Source organism: Aeromonas sp. 97A (assembly GCF_051919185.1).
Lineage (GTDB): Bacteria > Pseudomonadota > Gammaproteobacteria > Enterobacterales > Aeromonadaceae > Aeromonas > Aeromonas veronii.
Map to the genome: position 1 here is coordinate 540,666 of NZ_JBQBFF010000001.1, position 15,345 is coordinate 556,010.

At 60.3% G+C, this 15,345-nt stretch carries 13 protein-coding genes and 1 pseudogene; 2 read left to right on the plus strand and 12 right to left on the minus strand.

Annotation, left to right across the window (positions count from 1 at the left end):
- Positions 1–13 precede the first annotated feature (13 nt).
- Positions 14–514 carry a hypothetical protein gene (locus ACTG27_RS02520; protein ID WP_439979031.1) on the minus strand — a complete coding sequence of 167 codons (501 nt, stop codon included), beginning with the start codon at positions 512–514 and terminating at the stop codon, positions 14–16.
- Between the two features lie 393 nt (positions 515–907).
- Between ACTG27_RS02520 and ACTG27_RS02525 the strand changes: the two genes are divergently transcribed.
- Complete coding sequence (locus ACTG27_RS02525; RefSeq protein WP_439979032.1) at positions 908–2,092, plus strand: OmpP1/FadL family transporter; 1,185 nt, start codon at positions 908–910, stop codon at positions 2,090–2,092.
- Between the two features lie 158 nt (positions 2,093–2,250).
- On the opposite strand, the gene ACTG27_RS02530 is transcribed toward ACTG27_RS02525, so the two are convergent.
- Positions 2,251–2,658: a hypothetical protein gene (locus tag ACTG27_RS02530; RefSeq protein ID WP_439979033.1), complete on the minus strand. Its 408-nt coding sequence runs from the start codon at positions 2,656–2,658 to the stop codon at positions 2,251–2,253.
- On the opposite strand from ACTG27_RS02530, the gene ACTG27_RS02535 reads away from it, so the two are divergent.
- Entirely contained in the window at positions 2,657–3,742 is a 1,086-nt protein-coding gene (locus tag ACTG27_RS02535; protein WP_005353238.1) for an HlyD family secretion protein, read from the plus strand. The two genes, ACTG27_RS02530 and ACTG27_RS02535, sit on opposite strands and share 2 nt — an antisense overlap.
- A gap of 60 nt (positions 3,743–3,802) precedes the next feature.
- Here the strand turns inward: ACTG27_RS02535 and ACTG27_RS02540 are convergent, their stop codons facing one another.
- The 10 genes and pseudogenes from ACTG27_RS02540 to ACTG27_RS02585 form a co-directional block, all read right to left on the minus strand.
- The gene (locus tag ACTG27_RS02540; RefSeq protein WP_236287277.1) at positions 3,803–6,907 is read right to left on the minus strand and encodes an efflux RND transporter permease subunit; all 3,105 of its coding nucleotides are present in this window, start codon (positions 6,905–6,907) and stop codon (positions 3,803–3,805) included.
- A 9-nt stretch (positions 6,908–6,916) separates the two neighbouring features.
- Positions 6,917–8,116 carry an efflux RND transporter periplasmic adaptor subunit gene (locus ACTG27_RS02545; protein WP_439980483.1) on the minus strand — a complete coding sequence of 400 codons (1,200 nt, stop codon included), beginning with the start codon at positions 8,114–8,116 and terminating at the stop codon, positions 6,917–6,919.
- Between the two features lie 153 nt (positions 8,117–8,269).
- Positions 8,270–9,061, minus strand: coding sequence for an energy-coupling factor ABC transporter ATP-binding protein (locus ACTG27_RS02550; protein WP_439979034.1), 792 nt, complete (start codon positions 9,059–9,061; stop codon positions 8,270–8,272).
- Positions 9,048–9,866, minus strand: coding sequence for an energy-coupling factor ABC transporter ATP-binding protein (locus ACTG27_RS02555; protein ID WP_439979035.1), 819 nt, complete (start codon positions 9,864–9,866; stop codon positions 9,048–9,050). The genes ACTG27_RS02550 and ACTG27_RS02555 overlap by 14 nt, the downstream gene beginning before the upstream one ends.
- A complete protein-coding gene (locus ACTG27_RS02560; RefSeq protein WP_439979036.1) occupies positions 9,863–10,564 on the minus strand; it encodes an energy-coupling factor transporter transmembrane component T in 702 nt (233 codons plus the stop codon). Before ACTG27_RS02560 ends, ACTG27_RS02555 begins: the two co-directional genes overlap by 4 nt.
- Entirely contained in the window at positions 10,564–11,142 is a 579-nt protein-coding gene (locus tag ACTG27_RS02565) for an ECF transporter S component (RefSeq protein ID WP_041208635.1), read from the minus strand. Before ACTG27_RS02565 ends, ACTG27_RS02560 begins: the two co-directional genes overlap by 1 nt.
- 8 nt (positions 11,143–11,150) lie before the next feature.
- The gene (locus ACTG27_RS02570) at positions 11,151–11,582 is read right to left on the minus strand and encodes a PPC domain-containing DNA-binding protein (protein ID WP_041208634.1); all 432 of its coding nucleotides are present in this window, start codon (positions 11,580–11,582) and stop codon (positions 11,151–11,153) included.
- A 143-nt stretch (positions 11,583–11,725) separates the two neighbouring features.
- Complete coding sequence (xthA, locus tag ACTG27_RS02575) at positions 11,726–12,532, minus strand: exodeoxyribonuclease III (protein ID WP_416032193.1); 807 nt, start codon at positions 12,530–12,532, stop codon at positions 11,726–11,728.
- 115 nt (positions 12,533–12,647) lie between these two features.
- Positions 12,648–13,608, minus strand: a pseudogene (locus ACTG27_RS02580) (ion channel).
- Positions 13,609–13,674: 66 nt separating this feature from the next.
- Positions 13,675–15,321 (minus strand): tetratricopeptide repeat protein, encoded by a 1,647-nt coding sequence (locus tag ACTG27_RS02585; RefSeq protein WP_439979037.1) that lies wholly within the window; start codon positions 15,319–15,321, stop codon positions 13,675–13,677.
- Positions 15,322–15,345: the final 24 nt, after the last annotated feature.

Genomic DNA, 15,345 nt, shown 5'->3' on the forward strand with positions numbered 1-15,345 from the left:
AGAGAAGGACTTTCTAGTGGCGTAACACCGACAGCATCAGATGTCGGCGCGGCCAGGAGGGAGGGTGAGTACCGCGCGATCGCAGGAAGGGATCCCGCAACCAGTTATCAAGCCGTGCAGTTGCGAAGTTGCTGCCAAGCAGCAGGGGGAAGATCAGCATGGCGACCAGCATACCCAGCAGAGCCATCGCGCCGAAGGAGAGGGCATTGACGCCGGTCTGCATCTGGCACTCATCGCCCATGGCTGACCCCTCGTCTCCCTGATGACAGGAGAGGGGCATGATATCGCCCGGGTGATCCATAGCGGGCATTGCATGAGAAATATCGCCATCCGCCATCGCCATGGATGAATCTAACATCACCATCGACTGGGCGCTGCTTGGGGTCGGCTCGGAGGAGAGGGGGGAACCATGCCAGCTGATGCAGAGAGTCAGATTGCAGACGAGCAGCAGCGCCAGCAATAGCCGGGCCAGAGCAACAGAGGGCAATCTTGCAGCAAGCTGGGTGAGTGACAATCCGGGCATCCTTCGGGAGCAGATGGCGGGACTGTAAACCTTGCCACGAGGTGAAGGTCAATGGCGCCGGTGATGTGATAGAGGTGCTGTGTTGGGGGGAGGATATTTAAGCAATGCTTAACCATTGCGTATGCCCAACCCTAATGAAGCATGCCCCTCATCCCGTTAGGATGCCCCTGTCAGTTACCACGATGGCGTGATGGTTCACTCTTTTGCTCCGGCATAAATGACTGCGGCAGGAGTGCTTGCCGACCTTATCCATCCCGCGACGCCATGAGCGAGCAGTATAAAGCCGCAGGTCTCCCGGATGCTGACAATCAAAGAGTCAAACCGTGTTTTTGAGCAGCACACCTTGCCGGGTGCTCACCATGTTCACTATTCAGGAGTATTGAAATGCAGCCACGACTGCTGTCGCTGATGCTTGCCGCTTTGCTGAGTCCATCAGCCATGGCTGGCGGCCTTGCCCTCTACGAGACCAGCACTGCCAACAGTGCGCTGGCCAACGCAGGGTCTGCCGCCCGTGCCCAAGGGGCAGATACTATCGCAAGCAACCCGGCCGGTATGACCAAACTGGAAGGTACCCAGTTGCAGGTCAATGGCGGTGTGGTATACGGCGACCTTGAGCTGGATCTGGACAACGGTGGTAACAACGGTGGAAATGCCCTGCAGACCGCGCCGCTCGGCAGCCTCTATCTGACTCATGCCATCAACGATCAATGGGTCGCAGGTATCGGCGTCTTTGGCAGTCACGGTCTGGGTATCGATTATGGCGATGGCTGGGATGGTCGTGGTTATACCCAGTCGGCCAAGCTGACCGGCATCGCCTTTGCTCCGAGTCTGGCGTACCGCATTGACTCAAATTGGTCGGTGGGAGCCAGCCTGATCGCCATGAATGGTTCGCTGGAAGCCTCTGTGGATCTGACGTCCGGGATGGGGGAAGGTCGGGAATTCTCCAACAGCGACTGGGCGTATGGCGCCTCCTTCGGGGTACTTTACGAGCTGGATCAGCACTCCCGTATCGGCCTGAGCTACTTCTCCGAACTGAAGTGGGAGCTGGAAGATCAGCTCTTCCCACGTGCTGATGTGGCAGGTCTAGGGGTCGAGATCATGATTCCGCAGACCATTACGCTAAGTGGCTATCACCAGCTCAACGACCAGTGGGCCTTGCTGGCCAGTGCCAACTGGCAGCAGTGGTCCCGTTTTGGCGATATCGGTGTGGCATCTGCCATGGGCAGCCAAACCATTGATATGAATTACAAGGATACATGGCATGCCAGCCTGGGGGCACAGGTTGATGTCACCCCAGCACTGCGTTTGAGCAGCGGAATAGGCTATGACAGTAGTGCAGTGAGTGATGAGTACCGAACTGTGATGCTTCCAGTGGGTTCTGGTTGGCGCTGGGGTCTGGGGGCCAGTTATCAGTTGAGCCCAGCCACCAAGGTGGAAGCCAGCTATACCCTGGCCTGGCTGGGTGATATGCCAGTGGATCAGGACGGGATCGGTCGCCCGCACTTGTCCGGCAACTACAACAACAGCTACCTGAACTTCTTCAACATCGGTGTGCAACACCAGTTCTGAGTTGTGAGCCTTGCAAGCCTTCACTGGTTGGGGGCTTCTCCATCCTAGCCGTCGCGCCGATCTGGCGCGTTATTAGCTGGGTGGCTCGTGAGGTCCACTTGTTTGCTCATCCGTTACTCAAGGAACAACATCAAATGTCATCACAATCACCCTCTGCGTTAGCGCGGTGGCTTTGGCGCCTGACGTTTATATTGGTCACGGTCGCTCTGGTTGTCTTCTTCTCGAAAGGTGCCCACATCTATCCAATTGAGGCGACCAAGTTCAACCATGCTTTGCCAGCCATCATGGTGCTGCTTGATTCCGAGATCTTTATGGGGGTGATTACTGTGATCACTCTCTATGTGGTCCTCTATCTGGTCTATCTGCTGTGGCAACTGCATGAGATCGCTGTGCATCGTGCCAAGGTGTCTGAGTCGGTGCATATCACCCTGGTGTTTGCGCTCTCCTTGTGCGGACTGTTTATCGACAAGACCTGGTGGGTGCTTGCCGTTATCATCGCCTTTGCCCGTTGGGATGTGCTGAGCGAGCGGATGAGCCTTATTATCGGCCATGGTATGAGGCATCATGAAAGAGATCCTGCTGCCCTATATCCTGATCGTCTGGTTGCTGGTCAAGCTGAACATATTGCCTTGGAACCTAAAAACTGGTTTTTGGAGTACCGCAATTGGCGCGTTATTGGCGCTTGGTTTGTTGACTACCTCTCGCCATTTGGCTCCGGTGGATTTTACCGATTCGGCGACGGTCAAGGCACCTCATGCGGTGTTGGGACCATTACTAGGCATCAACCAGTTTCATCAGATAGATCAGATTTATGTTGCGCATAATCAGCGCGTTGCGCGTGGTCAGCCCATTTATAGTCTTGCAGACTGGGAGAGTAACGGTAAGGCTCAGGCGTTGAGCTATCAGATTGACGCCCAGCATGCCCAAGTGGCGTCAGAGGTAAGCCAGCAGCGAGCGATCCAGTCACGATTGAACCTCAATCACAAGGAATTGGCTCGGCTGACCCAGTTGGGTAACTTCGCCAGTATTCAGAGCCGTGACCAGCTGCAGACCCAAATTGATGGCGATCTGGCGCAACTGAGTGCCAGTGAAGCGAAGGTTCAGGCGATTGAAGCTCAGGTGTTGAATCTAGAGACAGAGCTGGCCTTGCAGGAGCGACGGAATGAAGAGAAGGTGATCAGGGCTCCGTTTGATGGTCAGGTCTCGATAGTCAATATTGCCAGCGGTTCCCGTACCGGCAACATGCACCTATACGACACTTCTCGCAAGTTTCTGGAGTTTCGCATTCCGGATCAGAGTTTTCGCAACATAGCACCAGGCCAGTTTGCCGAGTTTTATGTAGATGCCTATCCAGGGCGCATCTTTCGGGCACGGGTGCACTCAGTACTTACTGGTACGGGGGAGGCCCAGATGAGTGTTGCGCAGGGGGATCAAGATGTACGGCAGCATGTGGGCAACAACATGTCGAGCCATGGCCGGACAGTGGTACTCGACATGCTGGTGCCGGACGGTGTGGACTTGCCAATAGGGGCAACCGGCTCAGCCTGGATTTCGGCACATAAACCCCATCCGCTGCTTGGCTTCATCGACATCATCGGTGCGGCTACCGTGCGTCTCAAGGCGATGAAGGCCTATCTGTTTGCGATGTAACGGAGTGACATAAAAAAGCCCCTCCGTGAGGGAGGGGCTTGGTGAGCTTTACCGGAATCGTCAGGCCCGTTTCTCCGAGCGGCGCATGATGAGCCGGAAGAAGAGCGGGATAAAGAAGATGGCGATAAAGGTGGCCGCCAGCATGCCGCCGATGACCGGCCAGCCTAGGGCGTGACGGCTTGCCGCACCGGCCCCGCTGGAGGTGACCAACGGCACACAGCCGAGGATGAAGGCGAGCGAGGTCATCACGATGGGGCGGAAACGCAGGCGCGCCGCCTCCAGTGCCGACTCGATGAGGCTCATCCCCTCTTCGTGCTTCATCACCGCGAACTCCACGATCAGGATGGCGTTCTTGGCGGCAAGGCCGACCAGGGTCACCAGCCCGATCTGGAAGTAGACGTTGTTGGTCAGCCCCACCAGCCAGGTGGCGAGCAGGGCACCGAACAGGGCGAACGGTACGGCGGTGATCACCGCAAACGGCAGGCTCCAGCGTTCATACTGGGCGGCCAGAATCAGGAAGATCATCACGATACCGAAACCAAAGGCCATGCCTGCACTGCCTGCGGCCGCTTTCTCCTGATAGGCGGAGCCGGTCCACTCCAGCTTGGCGTCGTTGCCAAGAGCCTCATTGGCGACCTCTTCCAGCGCAGCGATGGCCTGACCCGAGCTGTAGCCGGGTGCCGGCTGTGCCATGATCTTGGCGGCCTGGAAGATGTTGAAGCGTTCGACCAGTTCGGGGCCGGTGGCATCACGCACCGTCACCAGACTGCTGAGCGGGATCATCTCCCCCTTGTCGGAGCGGACATAGACGTTGCGGATGTCGCTCTTCTTGGCGCGATAGTCTGCCTCGGACTGCAACTGCACCCGGTAGGTACGGCCGAACTGGTTGAAGTCGTTGACATAGACCTGGCCGAAGGTGGCCTGCATGGTGTCGAACACCGCGTTGATGGGCAGCCCAAGCGCCTTGGCTTTTTCGCGATCCAGGTCCAGATAGACCTGCGGTACGTTGGCGCGGTAGGTGCTGGTGACGCTGGCAAACTCCGGGCGCGCCTTGGCAGCTTCGAGGAAGCGCTGCACTTCGCCTGAGAAGGCCTGGGCGTTGCCGGTGCCACGGTTCTGCAGATAGGCCTCAAGGCCACCTGTGGTGGACATCCCCTGAATGGGGGGCGGGTTGAAGGAGGCGACAAAGCCATCCGCCAGCCCCATCAGGCTCAAGCCCTGGAAGGTCTTGGCCAGCGAGAAGGAGTCCTGCCCGGCCCCCTGACGCTCGCTCCAGTCCTTCAGGGTAATGAAGGTCATGCCGCTGTTGCTGATGATGGCATTGGAGAGAATGTCAAAGCCCGAGAAGGTGATCACATCCTTCACATGGGGGTTGGCCATGGCGATCTTGTCGAACTGATCCGCCACCGCCTGGGTCCGGCTCATCGCGGCGGCATCCGGCAGCATGACGGCGGAGATGAGGTAGCCCTGATCTTCGTTCGGTACCAGTTCGCCCGGCACTTTCAGGAAGAGGCCGTAGATGGAGAGGATCAGCACGGCGATGATGGCAAAGGCGACCCCCACCCGACGGTTCAGGAAGGCTACACCCCGCACATAGCCGCGGGTCAGCTGGTCAAATTTTTCGTTGAACCAGACGAAGAAGCGGGCCGGTTTGTGGTGTCCCTCCTTGAGCAGCACGGCGCACAGGGCCGGGGAGAGGGTCAGTGCCACCAGACCGGAGATGGCGACCGACACGGCAACCGTGATGGCGAACTGCTTGTACATCACCCCTGTCATGCCGCCCATAAAGGCGACCGGCAGGAACACGGCGCAGAGCACCAGCACGATGGCGACCACCGGACCGGAGACCTCCTGCATGGCGAGGATGGCGGCCTCTTTGGGCGAGCACTTCTTCTCGCTCATGATCCGCTCGACGTTTTCGAGCACCACGATGGCGTCATCCACCACGATACCGATGGCCAGCACCATGCCGAACAGGGTGAGCAGGTTGATGGAGAAACCGAGCACCAGCATGCCGGCGAAGGTCCCGATGAGCGACACCGGCACCGCGATACAGGGGATCAGGGTGGCGCGGAAGTTCTGCAGGAACAGATAGACCACCACGAACACCAGCACGATCGCCTCGAACAGGGTGTGTACCACCTCTTCGATGGAGATCTTCACGAACTCGGTGGTGTCGTAGGGGATCTGGTACTCGATATCCTGCGGGAAGCGCTCCTTGAGTCGCTCCATGGTGGCGTGTACCGCATCGGCGACCGCGACGGCGTTGGCGCCCGGCTGCAGATAGGTGGCAATACCGATGGCCGGTTTGCCGTTGGCGCGGGCGACCAGATCATAATCCTTGCCCCCCAGCTCGACCCGGGCGACATCGCGGACCCGGATCTTGGAGCCATCGGGCATGGAGCGGACGATGATGTTCTGGAACTCCTTCACATCCTCAAGGCGCCCCTTGGTCTGCACCGTGTAGGTGAAGTCGATGGGGGCCGTGGTGGGTTGGGCACCGATCTTGCCTGCCGCGAACTGGGTATTCTGCTCGCGAATGGCGCCGATCACGTCGCTCGGGGTGAGCTCGAGCTGGGCCAGTCGATCCGGCCGCAGCCAGATACGCATCGCATAGTCGGTACCGCCAAACAAGGTGGTATCACCGATGCCGGGAATCCGCTTGAGCTCGTCGATGATGTTGAGCAGGGCGTAGTTCGACAGATAGGTGGTATCAAACGAGCCGTTCGGTGACTGGAGGGTAACCACCTGCAGGATGGAGGTCGATTTCTTCTTGACCGTCACCCCCTGCTTTTTCACCTCTTCCGGCAGTTGGGCCATGGCGGCCGAGACCCGGTTGTTGACGTTGATGGTGGCCTGATCCGGGTCGGTGCCGATCTCGAAGTAGACGTTGAGGTTCATCTGGCCGTTGGAGGCCGACCCCGACTGCATGTAGATCATCCGCTCGACGCCGTTGATCTGCTGCTCCAGCGGCGCTGCCACGGTCTGGGAGATCACCTCCGGGGTTGCGCCCGGATAAAACGCCGTGACCGAGACCACCGGCGGGGTGATCTGGGGATATTGTTCGATGGGGAGCGCCCGCATCGCCGCCAAACCGCCCAGCACGATAATGATCGAAATCACGCTGGCGAAGATGGGGCGTTCTATGAAGAACTTGGAAAACATACGGGCTCCTTACTTGGCCGCAGACTGGCTGACCACCTTGCCGGTGATCGCCTTCATCTCGTCGGCAGAGACAGGTTTCACCACGGCGCCGGGGCGGGCCTTCATCAAGCCTTCGACGATATAGCGCTCACCAGCCTGCAGACCGCTCTCGATCAGCACGCCGGAGTCGACCGTTGCGCCCAGGGTCACCGGACGGGGCACCACCTTGTTGTCGGCATCGACTACCATCACCATGCGGTCAGCCTGGGACTGGACGATGGCACGGGGCGGCACCACGATGGCGTTTTTGCGGGTGCCCAGATCGATGGTCATGCGGACAAACTGGCCCGGCAGCAGTACGCCGTCCTTGTTGTCGAAGATGGCACGGGCACGGATGGTGCCGGTCTGGGGATCGACCCGGTTGTCGGAGAAGTTGAGCTTGCCCGCCTCCGGATAGAGGGAGCCATCGGCCAGACGAATATGGGTGCGCCAGGTGGTGGCATCCTTCGCCTCAATCACCCCTTTCTTTACCGAGTTTTCGAAGTTGAGGCGATCCTGCTCCGAGTAGGAGAAGTTGACATAGAGCGGATCAAACTGGGTGATGGTAGTGAGCAGGCCGTTGTCGCCGCTGGTGGAGATAAGGCTCCCCTCGGACTGGGAGCTCTTGCTCGCCATGCCGTTGATGGGGGCGGTCACCTGAGTGTAGCTGAGGTTGAGCTCCGCCTCTTTCACCTTGGCCTGAGCGGCCTGATGGCTGGCGATAGCCGCTTCGTAGTTGGCGATGGTGTCGTCATAGTCCTTGCGACTCACCACCTGACGCTTGAAGAGGGGAATGATGCGATCCCGATCTGCACGGGCCTTGTTGAGACGGGCCTGCTCCTGAGCCAAAGTCCCTTTGGCCTGCTCCAGCGCCACCTTGTAGGGCTCAGGGTCAATCAAAAACAGCTCCTGACCGGCGGTAACCGGCTGGCCTTCCACATAAGTGCGCTTGAGCAGGATGCCACTGACCCGGGAGCGCACATCAATCTCGCGAAAACCGGCGGTCTCTCCCACCATCTCGGTGGTGAGCGGTACATCGGTCAGCTTGACCTCGGCGACCACCACAGGGACGGCGGGCATGGTCTGTGCCGTCTGGGTCGTCTCGCCGCCACAGGCACTCAGACCGCTGATCAGCGCCAGGGTCAGCAAGCTGCGTTTGTAAACCTCTCTTCCGGCATTGGGCACCTTCATCATCACACTCCTGTTGGATCGATTTCGGCTGCTGCGTTCAGCATGTTTCTCCATACACATCATTAACTTCATGATTAAAAAAACAACTTCTTTATGATTGGAATGGGAGATGATAGGGCGGCAACCTTGAACACAACCTTCTCAAAGTGGCAATTAGGGTTGCCGATTGACGAAAAAGTCTGACTTTTCCGATATGGGCGGGACATCATCGGGGATGTTCAGCCCTGGCCATGGCAGCCAACAGCAAGGCACTGCTCTATAGCCATTGAGTGCAGAGAGTAGTTCGGCTGTGGGGCCGTGGACAACCAGATGGCCAGCTTTCAGCTCGATCAGGGTGGTGAAGTTGCGTCTGACAAATTCGGCATCGTGACTGATGGCCACTATGGTGGTGCCTTTAGCTCGTTCGCTGGCCAGCCAGCTTTCAAGAATGGCAAGCCAATGGGGATCGAAATCCCGGCTCGGTTCGTCGAGCAGCAGCAAGGCGGGCTGCATGGCATGGAGGCAGGCCACCGCCACCATGCGCCGCTGACCGGTATCGAGATCGAGCGGATGGGTGGCCGCCCACTTTGTCAGCTCGCACTCTTCCAGAGCTGCGGCGACCCGCAGCCGGATCTCCTCGCGCGGCAGTTTCTGCAGGCGCAGGCCAAAGGCGATTTCATCCTCGACCCGACTGTGAAACAGCTGACGCTCAGACTCCTGAAACAGAAAGCCGATTTGACTGGCACGGGCCAGTGCCCGCTGCTTGCAGAGCGCCTGCTGTTGCCAGCTCACCGTGCCCGAAGTGGGGGCCAGCAGACCCGCCGCCAGTCGCAGCAGGGTTGACTTGCCTGCGCCGTTATCCCCGACGATGGCGACCTGTTCCCCACTGGCAATTTGCAATGTGATGTCGTGCAGGCAGGGATTGTCCGGTGCCCATGAGAAGCAGAGGTGGTCAAAGCTCAGCATAAAACTCCCGCAACATGGCCAAGGGGTAGGGGTGATGGCGCGGGTCGCGCACCTGTAGCGTCTCGCGCAGGGAGTCCGGCAGGATAACCCTCCCGGGCAGATGGGGCAGCACCTCGCCCAGCTCACCGCAGGCCAGCTGGCGGCCATGGTCGAGCAGCAGGAATCGCTCGCAGAAGTGAGCGGCCGGAAAAAGCCGCTGCTCCAGCAAGATGACGCTGCAGCCGTTTTCCTCGCTGTAGCGGCGGATCTGCCGCAGCATGGTTTGGGTTGCCGCCGGGGTCAGACGGCTGCAAGCCTGATCGAGGATCAAGAGCTTGGGAGCCATCGCCAGGGCACAGGCCTGCACCACGCGCTGGGCTTCACCTCCCGACAGATCGAGGGGATGGCGGGCTGCCAGCACCTCGCAGTTGCAGAGCGCCATGGCATCGGATACCCGCCGGCTGACCTCATCAGGCGGCAACCCGAGATTGGCCGGGCCAAACGCCACCTCATCGGCGACCGAAAAACAGCAGCCGGAAAATTGCAGATAAGGGGATTGCTGTACCCACTGACGCACAGCCGCATGGTGATTGAGCTGGCCGCTATCATGGGGCTGCCCGAGAATGACGCCCTCTCCCGTCAGCGTGTCGAGGTGCAGCTGGGTCCAGCCCCCCGCCAGCAGCTGGGCCAGCAGGGATTTGCCTGCCCCATTGCCACCCAGGATGGCCAGCCATTCGCCCTCTTTCAGCTCAATATCGAGTGGGCCCAGTTGAAAGTGGTCAGGGTGGGCCGCGTGGCCGATGGTCAACCCTTGCAGCGAGATCATGGCCACCACCTCCAGACAATCTCCAGCACTACCAGCAACAGCAACAGATAGCGCAGTAGTGGCTCGTAACGTTGCTGCGGGATCTCCGTCATGCGGGTGCGTGTCGGCTGGCTGCGAAAGCCGCGCAGATCCAGCGCCATGCTGCGGGTGGCCAGCTCACTCAATGCCTGCCCGACCAGCGGCGAGAGCAGCGGGAGCGTTGCCTTTAGCCGGGCCAGCGGATTGCCGTCAAAGGGCACGCCGCGGGCTAGCTGGGCCTCCATGATAGCGCGCAGCTGGTGGCCAAGCTGCTCTTTGAGCAACAGCGGGCCGCAGCAGAGGTAGGAGAGGGCGATGGGCAGCCGGCTGGCAAAGAGCGCATGAACAAACCGCTCGGTCGAGACCGCCCACAGCCAGAGCTGGGCGCTGGCCAGACAGGCGAGCAGCCGGCACCAAAGGGGCAGAATGGGAAACGCTTCGCTGGCTGGAACCGCTGGCATGCCGAGCAGGATCCGCAACCAGGGGCCGTGCACCAGATAGAGCCCCAGCCCCAGCGGCAGCATTACCGCCAGCACCAGCTTGAGCCGGGCGCGGGCACCCGGCAGCAGCACCAGAGCAAGTAGCGGCAGCAGGCTCCAGCCCCATAGCCAGGGGGGCGGCAGCACGCTGGCCGTGACCGAAAACCAGAGCCAGAGTGCGAGGGAGGTAAACAGGTGCATCAGCGCACGGCAGCCATCTGCGGGAAGTGGCGCAGGGTGCGCTGCGGCAGGCGGCGTACCAGCCCCCAGGCGATCAGCACGGTCAGCAGCTTGTCCAGCAGGTTGGTACCCAGCACGGTGACGGCGACCGACTCCTGCAGATCGCTACCCATGGCGTGCAGGTAGGCAACCACGAAATCAGCACCGCTGCCGGTGGCGCCACCAAACAGGTAGGAGCGGATGGGAATGGCCACCAGGGTGAGCGCCAGGGTGATCACCACGCTGCTCACTACCACCTTGGGCAGATTGTTGAACCAGCCGGCCCGCGCCAGCAGACCGGCACTGAGGCCAATCATCATGGCGACCGGGGCAAAGGCCGCGGCAATGGGGCCGGTGAGCAGGCCCCACAGCAGGTTGGTGAGCAGACCGGTGGCTATCGCCATCCAGGGGCCCGCCAGAATGGCGCAGAGCACAGTTCCGATGGAGTCGAGGAAGATGGGCAGCTTGAGCATGGAGACGGCCTGTCCCGCCACCATGTTGATGGCGATGCAGATGACCATAAAAGCCAGGTTGTAGCTGGAGAGTTTACTGACGGACATAGTGATCCTCACAAGGTTCTGGGGGTAATGAGCAGCTCTTCATAACCGGATTGGGGGCAGGGGGCACGGCCAAAACGGTACGCCTCCAGCTCTCCGACTACCAGCTCGAGGGTGGTGCGCACCCGGCAACCAGGTAGCACGTGGCCGCCGCGCATCAATCCCTGCTCGTCAGAGATGGAGAGATGCAGGTGTTCGCACTCCGGATCCAGGGTGCCGCCAAGGGCGATCACCTCGAAGGCCCCCTCCAGCAGGGTACCATCGGGCTGGGCGGCATAGCGCAGGTTGGCGTGGGTCAGGCTGCCGACCGCCCCGGCGATCCAGGCTGCCTGCAGGCCGTGTCGGGCCATTTGGGCGCGCAATCCGGCGATAAGATCCTCCCCGGGCAACAGGCGCAGGGCCAGAAAACGGGCGGGGGAGAGAGGAAGGTGAGTTGGGGTCACTGCTGGCACTCCTTGCTGCAAAAAGAAGGTGCCATAAGGCACCTTGTTTGGATGGGTTTTTTACGCCCTTTTATCGCGGGCAACCGCGAGCCGCTTCACAGTTTACGAATTCGGCGCGGCTCATCGGTTAATCTTGCGCCGTGTCAGGCGAAGCAGGCCCAGATGGGGGCGTGGTCGGAGGGTTTCTCGATGCCGCGCAGCTCGTAGTCGATACCGGTCTCGGTCACCTTGTCCTTGAGGGCGTCGGAGGCCATGATGAGGTCGATGCGCAGGCCACGGTTCTCGTCAAATCCCTTGGAGCGGTAGTCAAACCAGGAGAAACGCTCGCACTCGGTGGGGTTGGCGGCGCGGAAGGTGTCGGTGAGGCCGAACCCTTTCAGTCGCTCCATCCATTCGCGCTCGATGGGCAGGAAGGAGCATTTGCCATCCCGCAGCCAGCGTTTGCGGTTTGCCTCGCCGATGCCGATGTCGAGATCGGTGGGGGAGATATTCATATCCCCGATCAGCACCAGCTGGTCGTCCGGGGTGTGGTTGGTCTCGAGGTAGTGCTGCAGATCCTCGTAAAACTTCTGCTTGGCCGGGAACTTGGTCTCGTGATCCTGGCTTTCACCCTGCGGGAAGTAGCCGTTCATCACCTTGATGAGGGAGCCGTCTTCGTGCTCGAAGGTGGCCATGATCATCCGGCGCTGGGCTTCATCATCATCGGTGGGGAAGCCTTTCTCCACCTTGACCGGCTTCTGCTTGCTCATGATGGCGACCCCGTAGTGGGCCTTCTGGCCGTGAAACTCCACGTGATAGCCCATGGCCTCCACATCGGCCAGCGGGAAGGCTTCATCGTGCACCTTGATCTCCTGCAGGCCGATCACATCGGGCTGGTGCTTGTCGATGATGGCTTGCAGCTGGTGCAGACGGGCGCGCAGGCCGTTGATATTGAAAGAGATGATCTTCATGTCCGGGATGCTCATGTCATTTTTATAAGTGGCTATTGGACTAGGAATCGGCGGTGGATGCAAGTTTGGCCGCGGGCCTGCGTCAGTGGCAGGCACCGCGGGGTGGGCAGAGGTGTCAGCGGGTCATCTTTTTGACGAATACCACCACAAACAGCGCCAGCGTAAAGCTGCCGGTGAAGGCTTCGAAGGCGGCGAAGATCCTGGAGAGCCCGACCGGAGTGAAGTCGCCGTACCCCAATGTGGTGAAGGTGACCACGCTGTAGTAGAGGCATTCGAGCAGGAAGATGGCTTTGCTCGAGAGGGGCACCGGGCTGGTAGATGAGGTGCTCGCCCTGAAAATGCAGTCCGCAGAAGAAGTAAAAAATGCTGCAGATAAAGATGAGCAGCAACGAGAAGAGCACCACCCGCATCGGGGCCTCGCCATAGCCGCAGAAGAGATCGACCACCCAGGAGGTGAAGCGCTGGGTCGACCAGAACGGCAGTTGCAGGCGGCGCATGGTGAGCTCCTGCTGGATATAGTTGCCGGACATGGTGAAGATCCCCTGTGCCTCGGAGGCTTTGCGCAGATCCCGGTAGGTCTCTTCTGCCTCCTTGAACCAGATGCGCGCCTGTTTGGGATCCCGTTCGCGGCGCCCCTTGCGATCCTGCATCACCCGTTTGCCGGTCTGCATGTTGTCGAGTCGGGTGTTGTGCCAGCGGATGCCGAGCAGGTTGACGTCATCGAGGGTGGCGCACTGGAGGTTGGCATCACTGAGATCGGCCTTCATCAGGCTGCCGCCCTTCATGCGCAGGCCGTAGAGGTGACCACCGCGCAGGTTGGCGCGATAGAGGTTGCACTGCTCCAGCAAAAATCCCTGATCAGACTCCTTGTTGACCAGATTGAGGCCCGCCAGATTGGCCCGTGACAGCTGCAGGCCGTGGCAGAGTCCGCCTGCGCGAACGTACTGTTCAAGCGCCTCGGCGGTGTGGGCTTCCTGATGGGTATGGTGGGGATCATGCCAGTGGCAGAGATCGTGCTCGCCAGCCTCTTCACTGCAGTGGCGGCCATCGGCCACCAGATAACGACACATCGCCATCTTCGTTTCCCTCGCATTGCCGAACTGGTTTCAGCATAGGCGGGGAAAAGGGGGCGCGGCGGCGTCTTAGCTGAACTGGTTGAACTCCTGACGCAGCTTGCGAAAACGCTCCTGCTGGGCCGGGTTGAGGGGGATTCCGTCGAGCACGTCCAGGGTGTCTTTGCACTCGGCACCAAACTCCGGGCTCTTGCGGTTTTTCTGCATCAGTTGCAGCAGCACCTGGATTTTGTTGAGAGCCGCACCGGTATTGGCGGGAGCGCGGCGCAGGGCCTCGCGAAAATGACCGAGGGCCTGCTCCAGCTCGCCGCTCTGATAGGCCTTGATCCCCAGATCGTTGAGCTGCTGGTAACGCTGACGTCGCTCCAGCACCGTCTTGTCATCGCGGGTTGCCTGAATGCAGGTGGTGAGCAGCCGATCTTCGTCCTCTGCCAGCAGCCCTTGCAGGCTTTCGGCATATTCGAACTCGCCGAGCTGATAGAGGGCAAGGATGGTTTCGCCAAGCAGGACGGGGGGCATGGTGGCCGGTTCATCGAGCCAGTTCTGGTTGGCGCGATAGAGCATCTTCTTGCCCTTGAGCAGCTCCCCCAGCGCAATCTGCACCCGGGCCTGACAGATCTGCTCGAACACCGGGTAGTTGAACTCCGACATCATCAGCGAATCGCGGATGCGCGACAGGGCAGAATTGACCTGCTTTTGCAGGTTGGCGATGTGGTAGCTGTCGTTGCTGTTGAGGGCGTAGAGGGTCAGGGTCTGGATATAGGCCCCCAGATAATGGGGCGTGCGGTGGATGGAGTTGCGCGACAGGTCGATCAGCGACATCAGCACATCCTTGGCCTGGGCGTAGTCGTGGCGCTGCAGGCACACCTCCGCCAGCCGACGGGAGAGTTGCACAGACTGGGGGGAGATATCCACCGCCCGTCTGAGCTCCTGCTGCGCCTGCTCGTCATTGCCAAGGGCCAGCAGGGATTCCGCCAGCCAGAGGTGAGCCTCCACCATCAGCGGGGTATTTTTGAGGGTCGCCTGCAGATGGCTGACCGCCTCTTCGTGGAGCCCCAGGGTGTTGCAGGCCTTGCCCAGTGTCAGGCGGGCCCAGCTGTTCTCCTGCCCGGCCAGCAGCTGGCGCATCAGGGCGCGCGCCTCCTGTGCCTGACCCAGCTTGAGGTGGGTATCGGCCTGCAGGCAGCGGCAGTAGTTGGCAAAACGGGGCACCGCATCGGCCCGCTCGGCACAGGCGGTAATGAGGGCTGCCAGATTGTCATCGGCCAGCGCGGTAAAGACGCTGGCCAGCACATTGCGCCGGGCGAGGGCACGTTTGAGGCGAAACGAGAACTGCTCCTGGGAGAAGGGCTTCATCAGGTATTCGTCGGGTTCGGCTTCCAGCGCGCTCAGTACCATGGCGCGAGAGCTGTCGCCACTCACCATGATCACCACGCTCTGGGGCGGGATCAGGTCTTTGTCGCGCAGGCTTTCGAGTAACTGGCGGCCATTCTCGCCAATCCCGAGATCGTAATCGATGAGATAGATGTCGAAACTGCCCTTCTGGCAGCGGCGCCGCGCATCCTCGGCGGTATTGGAGTAGGTGATGTTGCTGATACCCAGATTGAGCAGCATCGCCTTCATCATCACCTGAAACGAGCGCTGCTCATTGACCATCAGAATGCGTTGTGGCTTGGCTGGGCTCTTTTTTTCTGGCTCTTGTTCAGGTGTCTGCATCTGTCTGGGTCGAGGCGCTACGGG